16 protein-coding genes are annotated in these 16,503 nt (G+C 36.8%); 6 read left to right on the plus strand and 10 right to left on the minus strand.

The features are described 5' to 3' along the window. Positions 1-40 precede the first annotated feature (40 nt). Both MNO09_RS26515 and MNO09_RS26520 read right to left on the minus strand, forming a co-directional pair. Positions 41-2,680, minus strand: coding sequence for a SpaA isopeptide-forming pilin-related protein (locus MNO09_RS26515; RefSeq protein ID WP_088107428.1), 2,640 nt, complete (start codon positions 2,678-2,680; stop codon positions 41-43). Between the two features lie 392 nt (positions 2,681-3,072). Beyond that, the gene (locus MNO09_RS26520) at positions 3,073-3,945 is read right to left on the minus strand and encodes a Cof-type HAD-IIB family hydrolase (protein ID WP_000640413.1); all 873 of its coding nucleotides are present in this window, start codon (positions 3,943-3,945) and stop codon (positions 3,073-3,075) included. Between the two features lie 134 nt (positions 3,946-4,079). On the opposite strand from MNO09_RS26520, the gene MNO09_RS26525 reads away from it, so the two are divergent. Next, positions 4,080-4,697 carry a DNA-3-methyladenine glycosylase gene (locus MNO09_RS26525; RefSeq protein WP_001148819.1) on the plus strand — a complete coding sequence of 206 codons (618 nt, stop codon included), beginning with the start codon at positions 4,080-4,082 and terminating at the stop codon, positions 4,695-4,697. Between the two features lie 62 nt (positions 4,698-4,759). Here MNO09_RS26525 and alsD read toward each other — a convergent pair whose 3' ends face one another. Together alsD and alsS are read right to left on the minus strand one after the other, a co-directional pair. Further along, on the minus strand, positions 4,760-5,518 hold the full coding sequence (gene alsD, locus MNO09_RS26530; RefSeq protein WP_088107429.1) for an alpha-acetolactate decarboxylase: 759 nt from the start codon (positions 5,516-5,518) through the stop codon (positions 4,760-4,762). A gap of 16 nt (positions 5,519-5,534) precedes the next feature. Beyond that, complete coding sequence (gene alsS / locus MNO09_RS26535) at positions 5,535-7,223, minus strand: acetolactate synthase AlsS (RefSeq protein ID WP_088107430.1); 1,689 nt, start codon at positions 7,221-7,223, stop codon at positions 5,535-5,537. A 358-nt stretch (positions 7,224-7,581) separates the two neighbouring features. Here alsS and MNO09_RS26540 point away from each other — a divergent pair, with 358 nt between their 5' ends. Together MNO09_RS26540 and MNO09_RS26545 are read left to right on the plus strand one after the other, a co-directional pair. Then, complete coding sequence (locus MNO09_RS26540) at positions 7,582-8,139, plus strand: DUF1700 domain-containing protein (RefSeq protein ID WP_088107431.1); 558 nt, start codon at positions 7,582-7,584, stop codon at positions 8,137-8,139. Between the two features lie 24 nt (positions 8,140-8,163). Next, positions 8,164-8,760: an NDxxF motif lipoprotein gene (locus tag MNO09_RS26545; protein WP_000760956.1), complete on the plus strand. Its 597-nt coding sequence runs from the start codon at positions 8,164-8,166 to the stop codon at positions 8,758-8,760. A gap of 41 nt (positions 8,761-8,801) precedes the next feature. On the opposite strand, the gene MNO09_RS26550 is transcribed toward MNO09_RS26545, so the two are convergent. Beyond that, entirely contained in the window at positions 8,802-9,158 is a 357-nt protein-coding gene (locus MNO09_RS26550) for a YlbF/YmcA family competence regulator (RefSeq protein WP_048545636.1), read from the minus strand. 143 nt (positions 9,159-9,301) lie between these two features. Next, entirely contained in the window at positions 9,302-10,438 is a 1,137-nt protein-coding gene (locus MNO09_RS26555; protein ID WP_070168476.1) for a DUF445 domain-containing protein, read from the minus strand. Between the two features lie 134 nt (positions 10,439-10,572). On the opposite strand from MNO09_RS26555, the gene MNO09_RS26560 reads away from it, so the two are divergent. Continuing rightward, positions 10,573-11,625: a YheC/YheD family protein gene (locus MNO09_RS26560; RefSeq protein ID WP_000242701.1), complete on the plus strand. Its 1,053-nt coding sequence runs from the start codon at positions 10,573-10,575 to the stop codon at positions 11,623-11,625. A gap of 20 nt (positions 11,626-11,645) precedes the next feature. Next, positions 11,646-13,106: a YheC/YheD family endospore coat-associated protein gene (locus MNO09_RS26565; protein ID WP_000658065.1), complete on the plus strand. Its 1,461-nt coding sequence runs from the start codon at positions 11,646-11,648 to the stop codon at positions 13,104-13,106. A gap of 16 nt (positions 13,107-13,122) precedes the next feature. Here MNO09_RS26565 and MNO09_RS26570 read toward each other — a convergent pair whose 3' ends face one another. Next, the gene (locus MNO09_RS26570; protein WP_000510463.1) at positions 13,123-13,368 is read right to left on the minus strand and encodes a hypothetical protein; all 246 of its coding nucleotides are present in this window, start codon (positions 13,366-13,368) and stop codon (positions 13,123-13,125) included. Positions 13,369-13,805: 437 nt separating this feature from the next. On the opposite strand from MNO09_RS26570, the gene sasP reads away from it, so the two are divergent. Next, positions 13,806-14,009 carry a small acid-soluble spore protein, SasP family gene (sasP, locus tag MNO09_RS26575; protein WP_000013349.1) on the plus strand — a complete coding sequence of 68 codons (204 nt, stop codon included), beginning with the start codon at positions 13,806-13,808 and terminating at the stop codon, positions 14,007-14,009. Positions 14,010-14,060: 51 nt separating this feature from the next. On the opposite strand, the gene MNO09_RS26580 is transcribed toward sasP, so the two are convergent. The 3 genes from MNO09_RS26580 to MNO09_RS26590 are packed head-to-tail and all read right to left on the minus strand — an operon-like array spanning position 14,061 to position 16,306. Beyond that, entirely contained in the window at positions 14,061-14,795 is a 735-nt protein-coding gene (locus MNO09_RS26580; protein WP_000623593.1) for an amino acid ABC transporter ATP-binding protein, read from the minus strand. Between the two features lie 28 nt (positions 14,796-14,823). Beyond that, the gene (locus tag MNO09_RS26585) at positions 14,824-15,522 is read right to left on the minus strand and encodes an amino acid ABC transporter permease (RefSeq protein WP_033657688.1); all 699 of its coding nucleotides are present in this window, start codon (positions 15,520-15,522) and stop codon (positions 14,824-14,826) included. Further along, a complete protein-coding gene (locus MNO09_RS26590) occupies positions 15,509-16,306 on the minus strand; it encodes an amino acid ABC transporter substrate-binding protein (RefSeq protein ID WP_000732850.1) in 798 nt (265 codons plus the stop codon). Before MNO09_RS26590 ends, MNO09_RS26585 begins: the two co-directional genes overlap by 14 nt. Positions 16,307-16,503 lie beyond the last annotated feature (197 nt).

Raw genomic sequence — 16,503 nt, forward strand, 5'->3', positions numbered from 1 at the left:
CAGAAGAGATGACATTTCTCTTCTGCCTTTTATAAATCTATTAGCTATTTTTAGTCATAAATCTTAAACGCATTCCTAATAACACAAGAATTACACCTATAAATGGAAGGTAATTTGTATTATGCCCTGTAGCTGGAAGTTTTTGATCATTGGAACTGCCTTGTTCTTTTTCTGGTAAGTTAGGCTCTCCTACTTCTTCACCCGGCTTCTCTGTTTCTTCACCTGGTGTTTCTGTCTCTCCACCTGGTGTTTCTGTCTCTCCACCTTGTGTTTCTGTCTCTCCACCTGGTGTTTCTGTCTCTCCACCTGGTGTTTCTGTCTCTCCACCTGGTGTTTCTGTTTCTCCACCTGGCTTCTCTGTTTCTTCACCCGGTTTCTCTGTTTCTTCACCTGGCTTCTCTGTTTCTTCACCTGGCTTCTCTGTTTCTTCACCCGGTTTCTCTGTTTCTTCACCTGGCTTCTCTGTTTCTTCACCTGGTTTCTCTGTTTCTTCACCTGGCTTTTCTGCTTCTTCACCTGGCTTCTCTGTTTCTTCACCTGGCTTCTCTGTTTCTTCACCTGGCTTTTCTGTTTCTCCACCTGGTTTTTCTGTTTCTTCACCTGGCTTCTCTGTTTCTTCACCCGGTTTCTCTGTTTCTTCACCTGGCTTCTCTGTTTCTTCACCTGGTTTCTCTGTTTCTTCACCTGGCTTTTCTGCTTCTTCACCTGGCTTCTCTGTTTCTTCACCTGGCTTTTCTGTTTCTCCACCTGGTTTTTCTGTTTCCTCACCTGGCTTCTCTGTTTCCTCACCTGGCTTCTCTGTTTCTTCACCTGGCTTCTCTGTTTCTCCACCTGGTTTTTCTGTTTCCTCACCTGGTTTTTCTGTTTCCTCACCTGGCTTCTCTGTTTCTTCACCTGGCTTCTCTGTTTCTCCACCTGGTTTTTCTGTTTCTTCACCTGGCTTCTCTGTTTCTCCACCTGGTTTTTCTGTTTCTTCACCCGGTTTCTCTGTTTCTCCACCTGGTTTTTCTGTTTCTCCACCTGGTTTTTCTGTTTCTTCACCCGGTTTCTCTGTTTCTTCACCTGGTTTTTCTGTTTCTTCACCTGGATTTTCTGGACCTTTACTTGGTTCTTTTTCATTCAATACTTCTTTTTTCGCTACTTTATTTGCTACAACGTTTACTTCTACTGTAACGTCTATCGCTTTGTAACCTTCTGGTGCTTTCGTTTCTTCTAACGTATACTTACCTGGCACTAAGTTTTCGAATGTAACAACACCATCTTTATTTGTTGTTTTCGCCTCTCCAACTATTTGACCATTTTCGTTTTTCAGTCTAAATTCCGCGCCTTCTAGCACGTTTCTGCTCTCAGCATCCTTTTTAACTACCTGTAAGCTTCCCAACGCTTTCACATTTTTAACTATTACCGGTACTACTTTGTTCTCTTCCACAGTAACTTCAATTTCTTCTTTTAGTAATTTATATCCCTCTGGTGCTTTCGTTTCTTTTAATGTATATTTACCTGGTTCTAATTTCTTAGAGATTACTTTACCTGTCTTATCTGTTCGTAATGTATCTATTTGTTTACCATCTTTATACACTTCAAATTCTGCACCTGGTAATAACTTTGTTTCATCACTTGCATCTACTTTTACAATTTCAAATTGACCAGTTACTTTTTCAACTGATGGTTTATTCCATTTCGGCCAATTAAATTTAAAGTTATGAACCTCAAAGCCATCTCTTTGGTGTAATCCACCAACAAAGGCTTGTCCGTTAATTGAACCACCCTTTGTATCTACAACTGCATTAGGTGCAAACACACTACCTACTACACCATAGCCTTTAGTTGTTATTTTTGTAGCGTTTGGAAACACCCAAATAACTTTACTAGCTAACTCCGTAAAAGATGAATTAGGATCATATGCTTGAGATGTATTAATTAAGTCTGTAGCCATCCCAGTGTTTTTTGTATCATACAAAATTGCACCGCCACCAAAACTCACTTCTTCCGCATCTGAATAAATAACAATAAAATCTTTATTATCTGCATTCGGAAGAAAAACGTCTGTTACATCAAATGTTTTCTTTCCCGTTTGGCCTGAAGAGACATAAATATTAGGATTATTTACATCTTCACCGATCCCAAAGGTCATACCCGATTTTGGTTTATCAGTATGTAATTGGCCCGCATCCTCAATTACGCTATCAACGTCTTTTCTAAATTCTTTAAATTTAGCATCAATCTCCGCTTGCTCTTTATAAGAGATACGGTCATATGATGATTTCATTGCACCTTCTGGGTCACCATCTTTTGTCATCGCCACTGTTCCATCTTGAATAATTACTTGTCCTGTTCCCGCTTTCGTAAATTGACCACCTAGTAATAATGCTGGATATCCTTCCTCTACCCATGTTGCTCCAGCTAAGTTATGTGCTCCTGTTGCAGCCGCTAAGACTGTATAACTTGATGCGTTCATATTTTTTTGAATAGCCATCGCACCCTCAATATCCGCACTCGTTGCACTATGATCTCCAAAAATGATTGCATTGTAATAAGATACATCACCTAAACCTTTTAATTCTGGTGTAGCTGCCTCTGCTTTATATGGTAAATGGATTAGAAAATTCATACATACTAGTAACACGACTATAAAACTACTACTTAATTTTTTTATTTTTTGATTAAATGATTTCCTCAAAAAATTCATTCCCCCTTTTAAATTTCCTAAAGCTACAAAAAGAAGTACATTTCATATGTACCAAGCCTTACTCACATTAACTTAAAATAATCCATTTAAATAAAACAAAGACACTCTACAACTAATTAGTAAAATTACTACAATTCATTTTTGAAATACTACGTGAACGAAACTATCATGCGGAAATATTTTTACGTATAGGAGCTCAATAAAATTAACCTGAAGAATATTTCATGTGGTGTAACTATTTTGGCAACATCACCCACTTTACAACAGTTTTCTAAATGATTCAAGTTAATTGTATGAATTTCAGACACAATTTATCCGGTAAAACGTTTTCATTTTTCGAATAAAACTAATAAAAAACGTAGCTGAAAAGCTACGTTTTTCTTTCATCGTTTCGGTGTATTTTTATGATTCTTCAAAAACGGAAGCGGGAATTGCTTGCGGAAATGTTCTTTAATCATATACTCTACACCGTTCTCACTATTTGAACGTGTAATCCAGTCAGCTGCTTGTTTTAACTCTACAGGTGCATTCCCCATCGCTACCCCGAGCCCTACATTTTCAATTACTTCTAGATCTTCTAAACTATCCCCAATCGCAACCATTTCGTTTAGCGAAATATTTAAATGCTCTCCAAGCAATTGTAATCCACGTAATTTTGATACATTTTGCGGCAAAATTTCTATTCGTTTTGAATCACAATCAATATACTCTATATCTTGGAATGCTTTTCGTAATGTATTTAGCCCTCGTTCTTTTTCACCTTTACTTTGGAAAATCACATCAATTTTCGGAGCAGCTACTGGATGATCACGAAGCGCATCACCTAACGAGTCTACAAATTGAACCGGATAAAATAACGGATCTGCACTCGATAATACAGTACGCGCAATTAAGTTTGGTGTATTTCTCTCCCGATTTCCGATTGAAAACCGTTCATGAGAAATGCGGACGTTACAATCGAAGTGCTCTAATACTTGCACAATGTTAAACGTCTTCTCTTCCGATAATCTTCTTTGAACGTACGGCTTATCTAACGTTGCTGAAACGAAAGCACCACCGTGTGTCACTAAGATAGAATCTAATTTCAACGCCTTTGCAACTTTATGAGCGGACTGAAAATTACGGCTCGTAAATAATGTAACGTATACATCTTTTCTTTTCACAAATTCAATTGTTTCTCGTAATCCTTTTGCAATTTTTCCGTTGTTGTATAGTAGTGTCCCATCTATATTAAGAGCTAGTAAGCGATAAATCATGTCGCACTCCCCCTCTTCGCTGTTGTACTCTATCCATAATTTATGAAATAAATGTAGCAAATAGAACGAGTTAGAATTACTACTGAAAATTTGGTTTACTATATACATATACACTCAGTAAAGGAGATAGTACAATGCAAGCACCACCTTCCTTTTATGAAGGCGATACGTTAGAAGTCGCAAAGAAATTACTCGGACAGAAACTTGTACATACTGTAGATGGAATAAAACGAAGCGGAATCATTGTAGAAGTAGAAGCATATAAGGGTCCCGATGATAAGGCCGCACATAGTTACGGCGGGAGACGAACAGGTCGCACAGAAGTCATGTTTGGCGCACCGGGGCATGCTTACGTATATTTAATTTATGGTATGTATCATTGTTTTAACGTCATTACAGCGCCAGTTGGCACCCCACAAGGTGTTCTCATTCGAGCCCTTGAGCCAGTAGACGGGATTGAAGAAATCGAATTTGCGCGATACAACAAAACCGACATTACAAAAGCGCAGTATAAAAATTTAACGAATGGCCCTGGCAAACTATGCCGTGCCCTCGGAATTACGTTAGAAGAACGAGGCGTATCCTTACAAAGTGACACATTGCATATTGAACTCGTCCCAGAAGAAGAACACATATCATCACAATATAAAATAACAGCAGGACCTCGTATTAACATCGACTATGCAGAAGAAGCTGTACATTATCCGTGGCGTTTTTATTACGAGGGGAATCCGTTCGTTTCAAAGAAATAAACGATATCAACAAGAAATATTAATAAAAGAAGACTGTTCCACAATGGAACAGTCTCTCCCTTTTACTCCGCGCCTTCCGCAGTCGCAATATTATCCTCTAAGTTTTCTCTTGATAATTCAGCCGTCATAAAGTCAGCTGTTTCTGGAAGTGCTAAATGCATATGAGCTTTTTGACAAATTTGGATCGTACAGTTTTCTACAACATAATCGAAAACATGTCCGCCTCCGCTTCTTGCATCGTCAATGTAATGTAAGTGGAAACCAGCTACACCAATACCTTGCGCGTAATCTGGTGTCCAAAATCCAGCAAGCGTACCTTCTGTATGTTTAAATGAAAAGATTGGTTGTGATTTCGTCACTTCAACGAGCGGTGTATACGGTTTTTCTTGTCTTGGAACAGTTCTCGTTCTTACTTCACGGAATGTACCGTCCATTCGAATAGCGTAAAATAAGTTTTTACTTGGCATTAATTCATGTAATAATGCCTCAACTTCTTCACGATTCATCGGGCGCTCTACTGTATAACTCATTTCTTTTTCAAAAAACGTTACAGTCGCAAACGGCGTTGTTTCTTCCGGCTCTACTTTTTCTGCTGAACCGTCTGAACGTAAATGATAAAATCCGTTATCAAATGCAATCATTTCACCATCTAATTGATCAAATGTGCCGATGCCGAAATCACCACGTTCTTTCAATTCCTCAAAGCTAATCACACCATCATATATACCATCTAATAGCGCAAGCATTGTAGATGTTTGATATACTTCATTATTCATTTTCGTTCTTTTTGCATCAATATCAATTAATTGTGCAACAGTCATCTCAATCATGCCTCCATTAGTTTAATTGGTTTGGTAATAATTTTTCACTTAATTTAATGTTGTCACGGTAGTCAATTGGAATATCAATAATGACCGGACCGTCTGCTTCTAATGCCGTTTTCAATACATCTTCTAATTCATCTGGTGTATTGACACGAAGACCTATTGCACCGAAACTTTCTGCATATTTCACAAGATCGACATCGCCAAACTCTGTAGCTGATGTTCTACCGTATTTCATCATTTGTTGGAACGCAACCATATCATATGTACCATCTCTCCAAACGAGATGTACAACCGGCGCATTTAAACGTACCGCTGTTTCTAATTCCATCGAAGAGAATAAGAAACCACCATCACCTGACACGGAAACAACTTTCTTGCCCGGTTCAACTAAAGTAGCGGCAATTGCCCAAGGAAGTGCAACACCTAACGTTTGCATACCGTTACTAAATAATAATCTACGTGGTTCATAAGAACGGAAACATCTTGCCATCCAAATAGAATGGGAACCGATGTCACATGTAACGGTTGTATCGTCACTAATTAAAGAACGAAGTGTACGAATGACTTGAAGTGGATGCGTAACACCTTCTGAAGCACGATTTGGAACTTCTGCTTGTTCTGATAATTTCGAGCGTAATCGTTCTAACACTGCTTCTGATTTCGTATTTAATACAAGCTTTGGTAATTTCTCTGCAATGCTATTTACTGTTAAAGCGATATCGCCAATTAATTCACGCTCTGGTTGGTAATCATGGTCGATATCCGCTTGATGGTCATCAAGATGAATGATCGTTCTGTCTCCAAGTTTATTCCAGAATTTCGGATCATACTCAATTGGGTCATAACCGATCGAAATAACAAGATCTGCTTCTTCTAGTAAAATATCACCTGGTTGGTTACGGAATAATCCAACGCGGCCGAAGAAATGATCTTCTAACTCACGCGAAATTGCACCAGCTGCTTGATATGTTTCAACGACAGGAAGTTCTGTATCCGCAATTAATTCACGAACGGCTTTCGTCACTTCATTTGTGCTCGCTCTCATACCGAGTAAAATAACTGGTAATTTCGCCGATTTTATTTTTTCTACTACATATGTAATTTCATGTGTGGGAGCGATTCCAAGCTGTGGCTTAGAAAGCGCACCGATAGACTCTACAGTCGTTTCCGCAGTCATAACGTCTTGCGGAAGACTTACTAAAGTAGCTCCTGGATTTGTGGAAGTCGCACTTCGGAATGCATTACTTAATGCTTCTGGCACATTATCAGGATGCTCTACTTCTACGCTATATTTTGTGATTGGTTCGAATAGTGCAGCATTATCCATAGATTGATGCGTACGTTTTAATCGATCCGTACGTGGAACTGCACCAGCTAAAGCAACAACGGGATCACTCTCCGCATTCGCAGTAACAAGACCTGTCGCTAAATTCGATGTCCCTGGTCCTGAAGTTACAAGACATACGCCCGGTTTCCCTGTTAATCTACCAATAGCAGCTGCCATAAATGCTGCGTTTTGTTCATGACGACAAACAATTAACTCTGGTCCTCTTTCTTGCAGTACATCAAATACAGAGTCAATCTTCGCTCCTGGAATACCGAAAACATGTGTAACACCTTGTTTAATTAAACAATCAACAACAAGATCTGCTCCTTTTGTTTTTGTCTTCACGTCGTTTGCTTTTACACCTGTACTCAAACTAATCATCCCTTTATTTCATAATGTGTGTAATAAAGATTTTTAATTTCACCTAGTTAATTAACGTGGTGAAGTATCGTTTATCATTATAGTACAAATGCATTATTTTTCCAACGATATGAATTTGACAGTTTTTTGACAACCATTAAAGAATCCGCTTACAACCTTTATTTATCCTAAAATAATATTTTTATATCTCATCTAAAAATGCACAAAAAACTTTCATCTCATCACAGTATTAAAAACATTACAGTACCTTGCAAAGAACACTACTAAATGATATATTTGTAAATATTGGAATACCCAGCAATTGGAATCTGCTTTGTAATTCATCATTTTATAAAGGAAAGTGATTGTTATGAACAAAAATGAATTTTTGGAACAACTTAATTCTTCCCTCCGGAATATGCCTAATGTAGAAAAGAAAGATATTATCTCAGAGTACGAAACCCATTTTATCAGTGGTAAACAAGATGGGAAATGTGAAGAAGAAATTGCTAGAAAACTAGGAAACCCTACAACGATCGCGAAAGAGCTTACTGTTTCCTATGCAATACATAACGCTGATAATAAACGAAGCTTCAAAAATATGATAACCGCACTATTTTCTGTTATGAGCTTAAGTGTTTTAAACTTTACCTTTATCATTATCGCCTTTTTCGTATTACTCTTTTTATTACCGATTATTCTAGCACTTATCATCGCCACTCCATTATTAATCATTTCACCTATTTTATTAATAGGATTAGGATTTTTCAAAGGGTTTCATCAAATTAGTTATTCCGATGTTTATAATGTATTCATCGCTTTTTGCAGCGGTTTACTCATATCCGTCATATGTTACCAAATGGTAAAACATCTATACGCAACTTTAGTAAAGTATTTGAAATGGAATATAGCTATTTTACAAAGATAATAATGAATATAAAAGGAGATTAAAATGAAGAAGTATACTTTATATCTACTCATGTTACTTACAATTTTATTTCTATCAGCTTGTTCAAACAGTGCACAACCTACGGAAGAAAACGATATAGAATCTATTAAAGATGTAACGATAAAAATTCCAGAAACTATATTCACTTCCTCAAAAAAGAATGAAACGATTAACGAAGACGAAATGAAACAAAATATAAAAACGTATTTAGATTATAGCGGGGAGTTAGACGAAAATATCGTTCCACTTTCATCATCTATGTCTGACGAGAATGTCACTGAATCCGACCGAAAGAAATTAAAACAACTAGTAGATTTAGCAAAACAAAATGATGCGAATTTCCATGATTTTATTAGTAACAATACGATCCCTGATGATTACAAACAGCCTTCGAAGGAAATTCATGATTTTATTTCAGCGTCTACGGCACTTTCAGTAGAACTAGAGCGAGAATTCGACAAACTCGCGCAAGATGGTAACTTATTCAAAACTGATTTTTCTTTTACAAAACGCTTTGAGCAAGTTAATGGTAGGAAGCAAAAAGAAATTGAAAAGTTTTTGAAGGAAAAGAAGATTGAGACTGAGTATTTCAACAAATAACAAACAAAAAAGACGCCCCTATACAGGAGCGTCTTCCACTATTACGCTTGTTGTTGCGCGTTATATAATTCTTCAAGTGGCTGCATGATAATTTTGTTAACGTCAGTGATAACGATGTTTAAACGTTGTTCAGTTTCCATTAACTTTGTGATTTTAGCATCTTGTTGAATGCGAGCTACAACTTCTTGTGCTTTTTGGTTATCTTCTTCAGTGATTTCTTGACCTTGCATCATTTTTTGTTGTAGGCCAAGTTGCATTGTGCGGAACTCATCGAATAAGTTCTTTGAATTTGCATCACCTTGTACTGCTGCGTAGCTTGCTTTTAATGTTTGGAAATCTTCGTTTTCAGCGATTGCTTTTTGTAATTCATATGCAACATCATGAATGTTTTTTGTCATTTTATTTTTCCTCCTTTAGAAGGCTAGCGCTTTTCGCTCACACTGCCTTTTAAGTGCATTTACATACGCACCTCTTCTTACCATATCAAACTATGCAAGAGATGTGAAGAAATTTCACTTTTATTTCTATGTACTTATCTTTACTACATAAGGAACAACAGTAATAGCCCTTGCACGAGTCCAATCATCCCGCCTAATAGTGCTCCTAAATACGTAATCATTTTTAGTTCATTTTTGGTAATGGATAGAACTAAATCTTCTAGTCGCTCTGTTGAAAATGTAGACACTTCTTGTTGGACAATTTCCGCAAGGTGGAGATTGTTTAATATACTTTCTACGTTTTCTGTCCCCCACTTTAAGCCTTTCGTTACAGCACTTGGAACTAGCTTTTCCTTGATTGTTTCTCGAACTGGCTCACATACTTGCTGCACAGATTGATTTAAAAACTTACTCACTGTTTCTTCAACTTTAACTGCTGACAATATGGAGCTTACAATCATTTCTTTTTCTACAAACGTTTCTAATTCTTTTACATCTCTACCTTTTAACTTTTCCCACTCTTTTTGCAGTACATCAGTTAAAAGCTGCTTTGTGCCATCTTGCCCTAAAAACTTAATAACTTCTGGCTGTACACGATCCATTAAGCTTACATTCCCTAAAAACATTCCGACTAAGTTAAGCAGCGTTCCCCTAGAAGCAAAGAAATCATCAATCATTTTTGAAAGACGAGCTTTTCCTTCCTCACTTTCAAAAAAACGAATTCCTCGCTCTAAAATAAACGCCGAGACATTTGGGATCGTATTTTCTATTTTTTCATGTACAGAATGAGGTAAAGCCTGTTCCCATGTATATGTATAGTACTCCGCTAAAAATGCCTCTATTTTTTCTGTAATCACATGTTCAATTTTCCCGGTCGCCTCTTTTTCTACATGTACTAAATTCCATTTTTCTAACATTTGTCGTAACGACTGTTCATTCGTAATTACTTTATCCACTTCTACTTGTGTCCATTGAATTAAACCTTTTTGAAACTCTTCATTTGTTAATTTCTTTCCGATTCCTTCTGGCGTTAACAAATGTTCGACAACCATTTTTCCTAATTGAACAGCAAGTTCATCGCGGCGCTTCGGAATTAATCCTGGTGTAAATGGAACTTGAAACTTTCCAATATAAATAGGGCGATGAGGACGAAATAACATTTTTATCGCTAAATGATTTGTGAATCCTCCAATAATCGCTCCGAGCCCTGTCGTCGTTAACATACTTAACCACATATTCATTACAATCAACCTTTCGCTTCTCCAAAACTATAGCATATCATCATACGGACAAAAGTATAATGGTATAAAAACGTATTTGCAATATATAGCTATGCCTCTTATGCCAACATTTTGTTAATAAAGGAGTGATTTCGTTGGTTCTCGGTATTTTAACTTCTCACCCTCATTATGAGCAAATGTATTACACCGAAATCGCTAAACGCGCTCGGTTTTATCATAATGTCGTTGCCCAGTTTACGCCATTTGGTATTGATCCTAAAACAGATCTTGTCTCTGGTCTGATTTATGATACAGATACAGGAAAATGGAAAGAGCAAATATTCCCTATTCCTTCTTATATTTACGATCGTTCTTCTTTTAACGAGGAAACAGACTTCGACAAAGCAAAATCAATTATTCATTCATTACACAACCGTGCTTCCACTACCTTTTTAAATAACACACTCATTGACTTGAGCGAACTACATGATTTATTTCTCACGAATAAAAAATTATCTCCTTATATACCAAAATTCGAAATAGCAACGATACAAAACATTTTCAAACTGTTATTAAAAACAAAAGATATTATTATACGGCCTACTAACACACATTCCAATGAAAGTCTGTACCGAATCGCTTATAAAAATAAAACGTTTCATATCGATACGATAAATGATGACTATCATACTTCTACTCCCATCAAACGGACAGATGAATTTATATCTTGGTACAAATCTAACATACGATCAGCACGTTACATCACCCATACAATGCTGCAACCACCAAATCAATTAACATACCCGCTTCATATTCGAACCATTTTGCAAAAAAATAAAGAACAGAAGTGGACTGCTATCGGCCAATTTATACAAAAAAGCTCATTTCCGAATCAACTTTTACTTTCGGCAACGGATGATTCCTCGCTGCATTCGTTTTCAAAAATTAAATACGTATTATCTAGTACCGGTGTACAATTATTACAGGACGCTTTACATGACATTATAAATGAAGTGTTTCAAACATTAGATGAATCTTATTCTTCGTTATTCGAGCTAGAGCTTTCCACCATTATGGATCAAAAAGGGGCAATTTGGCTTATGTATGTCAACACGATTCCCCCGTACGAACATTACATTCGTCATAGTGATGCACTAGCCGAAAAAATATATCACGGACCACTAAAGTTTAGTCGCTTCACACCATAATGAAAGGAGGTAACACCATTTTGAAAGAGCACATATATACATTAAATATTTCAGATGAGCATCCAAATAGTATTACTTTACCTTATATTTTTTCCATTACACCACCAATCGCATCTCTTTCCTTCGGCGTACGCCATGTTGCAAGTGAAGAGGTGAAAATTCATTATTCCTTTACTCGCGAAATCATTATCGGAAAACAAATTGCAGAGAAACTTTTACTTCCTCATTCCACTACTATCCATGCATTCACGCAAAATGAAACCATTATTTTCGGACCGTTAATCGGGATTTTCACAACTGGTTTTAACGATGACTCTTCTAATCCTTTAGGAAACCGTTCAACTTCTCTCAGCGAGTTACTAACGCCGCCATTCACCTTGCGACCATTTGTATTCGTTTTTGGTGTGCAACATATAAACTGGGCAGACGAAACAATTGAAGGATATTTCTTTCAAGAAGGGCAATGGATTAAGAAAAAAGTTCCTTTACCGAATGTCATTTATGATCGATTACCAAATCGGAAAGCCGAAAATTATAAACCGATCGTAAGAGCAAAAAGAAAATTAGAGCATGACTATTCCATTCCGTGGTTTAACCCAGGGTTTTTCAATAAATGGGAAGTGCATCAACTTCTTATGAAAGATGAATCCATTATTCCCTTATTACCAAATACGGAAGCTTTTCAACATTTCGAACAAGTAGAACGCTTTCTTGGCACGTATAAATCTGTTTACATGAAACCGATACACGGTAGCTTCGGGAGAAACATTCATCAAATATTTTACTCTCAAACAGAGAATTGCTACTACTGTCGTTATCGCGAAAATGAAGAAAATAAACTAAGAAAGTACCAATCATTAGAAACGCTTCTGAACCATGTATTAAAAGGACATGATTTAAAAAAGTTTATCGTACAACAAGGTATTTCCTTACTTCGCTTCGATGGGCAACCTGTTGATTTTCGCATTCATACAAATAAAAATCATTTTGGCCAATGGATGGTCAGTGCAATCGTTGCAAAAATTGCGGGCAAAGGTAGCTTAACAACGCATGTAAATAGCGGTGGCGATACGAAATTACTGCAAGAACTTTTTCCGGATTCAACGAAACAAGTTCAAATTGAAAATAAATTAAAACATACAGCCTTACAAATCAGTTACGCGCTCGATGAACAAGTAACCGGAAATATTGGAGAAATTGGTTTTGATATCGGTTTAGACACGCAAGAAAACCCGTGGCTCTTTGAAGCAAACTCTAAACCTGGGCGAACGGTATTCCAAGATGAAAAGTTAAAAGAACAAAGTGAACTGACGCGCCAATTATTTTACGAATATGCCATCTACTTAACTGAACATTCTTTGCGCGATGCAAAAGAAAAAATGGCTCAAATAAAATCCGGAACTCCATCAAACACCGAACATATCCCATCCCCTATGATTCACTCACAAATACGAAAACAAAAACTTCCACCTCATTCATAAGGTGGAAGTTTTCTATTTATACAAGTTTCACTACAACCTCTGTTTCCACATTACACATCCCGCAATAAAAAACATGATTGCAGTACTCTTGTGAATTACTATGTGTTAAACCATCTACTGCACTTAATAATTCTTGATCCATATACGCACTATAATCGTCTATGTAATCTACAGTTTTCCCATAATCTTGGAGTATACCTTGGCAATTTTGACAAGAATATGTTTGTGATTCTAATGCGTTGCAAAGCGGGCAAATTCCCATCACGATTCCTCCATACGTTATCATTTACAAGCAGATTGAAGAGAGCATCTAGCCGTGCATAGGAGCGTCCTGTCCCCCTACTTAAAATAGAACTATAAAGTTGCTACCGATTTAATTTTAGTAAGTCATAAATAAGAAGTTAATGATTTGCCCCACAATAGCGGGATACAAAAAGAAAAACATATTTCATATCGCTCTTAGTTTAGCCTTCTTTCTAAAAAATACAACGATTACTCTTATTTCATAATTTACGAAATCACTAAGATTTTTTACAAAATTTACAAATTATTATTTCGTATATCTTTCTAGGTAACATCCATACTATGAGTACAAACTTAATTACCGATGGATTAGCGCCAAACGGGGCGATAATCTGGTTCAAATCCAGCTAGTCCAACCAAAAAAAATTTTTCTAACTCTAAGGAGGATATATTCCTATGGCAAACCAAAGTTCTTACAATCAATTAGTAGTACCAGGAGCAACAGCTGCAATCGATCAAATGAAGTACGAAATCGCTCAAGAATTTGGTGTACAATTAGGGGCAGATTCTACGGCTCGCGCTAACGGTTCTGTTGGTGGAGAAATTACAAAACGTCTAGTTGCAATGGCTGAGCAAAGCCTTGGCGGATTCCAAAAATAAATATATATGGCAAAAAGGTCTCAAGGCATATGCCTTGAGACCTTCCTTCATTTACTGCAACATTTGTAAAAACTTTTTCGTACGTTCTTCTTTTGGATTTGTAAATACATCTTCTGGTGTACCTTGTTCGACAACGACACCGCCATCCATGAAAATAACGCGGTTCGCAATTTGATGTGCAAAACGCATTTCGTGTGTTACAATCACCATCGTCATGCCTTCTTTAGCAAGTTCTTTCATTACTTTCAGAACTTCTTGAACAAGTTCAGGATCAAGTGCTGACGTCGGTTCATCAAATAGTAATACTTCCGGCTCCATCGCAAGCGCGCGAGCAATTCCAACGCGCTGTTGTTGTCCGCCTGATAATTGGAACGGATATAAGTCTACTTTATCTGCAAGACCAACTTTTTCAAGGAAATAGTTTGCTTTTTTCTTCGCTTCTTCTTTCCCCATCTTTTTCACTGTAACGAGCCCTTCCATTACATTTTGAAGTGCTGTTAAATGCGGAAATAGATTATGGTGCTGGAATACCATACCTGTTTGCGTACGAAGATTGACAATATCTTTCTTCGATACTTTTTGAGAGAAGTCGAGCTCTTTATTACCGATGCGAATATTACCAGCGTTCGGCGTTTCTAACACGTTGAGGCAACGCAGGAATGTCGTTTTACCAGATCCCGATGGCCCGATAATAACAACAACTTCCCCCTTCTCAACTGATAAATCTATATGTTTTAGTACGGTATTATCTCCGAAACTTTTTTGTAAATGTTGAATTGAAATCATAAAAACAAAAACTCCTTTTATGAAAGGGTTATTTTAGAGTGTAACGTTCTGAACGTTTTTCTAATATTTGTTGCACAATAGATAATAAGAAGCAAATTGCCCAATAAATTAGACCTGCTTCGAAATACACAATTAAAAACTCATAGTTCATTGCCGCAATTTCCTGCGCTTTTCGGAACATTTCTGTTACTAAAATTAGCGATGCTAATGAAGTATCCTTCACTAAACTAATAAATGTATTCGAAAGCGGCGGAATAGATACTCGCGTTGCCTGCGGTAAAATAACACGTTTTAATGCTTGCGGGTATGTCATCCCAATTGTGTAAGCTGCTTCCCACTGTCCTTTCGGGATTGAAAGGATAGAAGCACGAATAATTTCAGATGCATACGCACCAACATTTAACGAAAATCCAATAACTGCTGCTGTATATGGCTCAACTTCAATATTAAGAGTTGGAAGACCATAGAAAATAATAAATAACTGTACAAGAAGTGGCGTTCCGCGAATGATAGATACATAGATACGAGCAATCCATTGTAAAATACGACTACCTGAAATACGTGCAAGCGCCGTTAACGTCGCAAGTATAATCCCGATAATAAATGTAATAAGCGTTAATGGAATTGTCGTAAACACAGCTTCCTTCAGCATAGGCATGAAGGAAGACTGCATAATATCTATCCAAGTAGACAATCGATCTGAAACCAGCGCACTACTTAGATACATTTTCACCGAACCATTTTTTCGCTATTTTATCGTACGTACCATCTTTTTTCATATCTTCTAACGCTTTATTTACTTCTTGTACTAGCTTGTCGCTACCTTTACGGAATAAGAATCCACTTTGTGACGCTTCTTTTTCTGTATCTACAATTTTAATTTTTGCATCTTTTTTCGTTTCTAAATAGTTTAACACTGATAATTTATCATTAATTGTGAAATCAACACGGCCAGTGTTTAATAATTCTGCAGCTTGGCTAAAGCCTTCTACATTCGTGATTTCTGCACCATTTTTCTTAGCAATATCTGCATAGTTACTTGTTAAAGATTGTGCGGCTTTTAATCCTTTTACATCAGCAAATGTAGCAGGTTTATCTTTATCCTTCGCAATAACTAATACCGCTGAAGATGAAACATATGGGCTAGAGAAGTCATATTTCTTTTGACGATCTTCACGAATACCAACTTCGTTTGCAACCATGTCGAAACGTTTTGCATCTAGACCAGCAAGTAAGCTATCCCATTGTGTTTCTTTAAATACAGGTTTTACTCCTAAACGTTTTGCAACTTCTTCTGCTAATTCAACGTCAAATCCAGTTAATTTATTACTTGAATCGTGGAATGTGAACGGTGGATATGTACCTTCTGTTCCAATTACAAGTTCACCACTTTGTTTTATCTTTTGTAACGCATCTTGACTAGCTGTATCTTTTTTCTCTTCTTTGCCGCAGCCTGCTACAATCCCGATCGCTAAAGTAGTTACTGCAAGAACTGAAAATAATTTTTTCATGATGGTAATCCTCCAAGTATTCTGATAGGAATTTAAAAACTATATTGATTGTATGCAATCTTGAACAATTTTTCAATGAAAATGTTCTTATTTAGTTTATCCTTTTTCTTCATAATCAAACAAAAGGGGAAAATAACGCTACATACAAAAAATAAGTAACATTTTTTAATATAGCATTTATAAAGAAAAAGGTAAAA

The organism is Bacillus sp. N5-665, assembly GCF_022637375.2.
Lineage (GTDB): Bacteria > Bacillota > Bacilli > Bacillales > Bacillaceae_G > Bacillus_A > Bacillus_A wiedmannii.

Excerpts from the sequence above, each read along its gene's own strand:
- MNO09_RS26520 (WP_000640413.1), bottom strand. The coding sequence starts at position 3,945 with ATGATTTATCGCTTACTAGCTCTTAATATAGATGGGACACTACTATAC.
- MNO09_RS26525 (WP_001148819.1), top strand. The coding sequence starts at position 4,080 with ATGCAAGCACCACCTTCCTTTTATGAAGGCGATACGTTAGAAGTCGCA.
- alsD (WP_088107429.1), bottom strand. The coding sequence starts at position 5,518 with ATGACTGTTGCACAATTAATTGATATTGATGCAAAAAGAACGAAAATG.
- MNO09_RS26540 (WP_088107431.1), top strand. The coding sequence starts at position 7,582 with ATGAACAAAAATGAATTTTTGGAACAACTTAATTCTTCCCTCCGGAAT.
- MNO09_RS26545 (WP_000760956.1), top strand. The coding sequence starts at position 8,164 with ATGAAGAAGTATACTTTATATCTACTCATGTTACTTACAATTTTATTT.
- MNO09_RS26550 (WP_048545636.1), bottom strand. The coding sequence starts at position 9,158 with ATGACAAAAAACATTCATGATGTTGCATATGAATTACAAAAAGCAATC.
- MNO09_RS26555 (WP_070168476.1), bottom strand. The coding sequence starts at position 10,438 with ATGAATATGTGGTTAAGTATGTTAACGACGACAGGGCTCGGAGCGATT.
- MNO09_RS26570 (WP_000510463.1), bottom strand. The coding sequence starts at position 13,368 with ATGGGAATTTGCCCGCTTTGCAACGCATTAGAATCACAAACATATTCT.
- sasP (WP_000013349.1), top strand. The coding sequence starts at position 13,806 with ATGGCAAACCAAAGTTCTTACAATCAATTAGTAGTACCAGGAGCAACA.
- MNO09_RS26580 (WP_000623593.1), bottom strand. The coding sequence starts at position 14,795 with ATGATTTCAATTCAACATTTACAAAAAAGTTTCGGAGATAATACCGTA.
- MNO09_RS26585 (WP_033657688.1), bottom strand. The coding sequence starts at position 15,522 with ATGTATCTAAGTAGTGCGCTGGTTTCAGATCGATTGTCTACTTGGATA.
- MNO09_RS26590 (WP_000732850.1), bottom strand. The coding sequence starts at position 16,306 with ATGAAAAAATTATTTTCAGTTCTTGCAGTAACTACTTTAGCGATCGGG.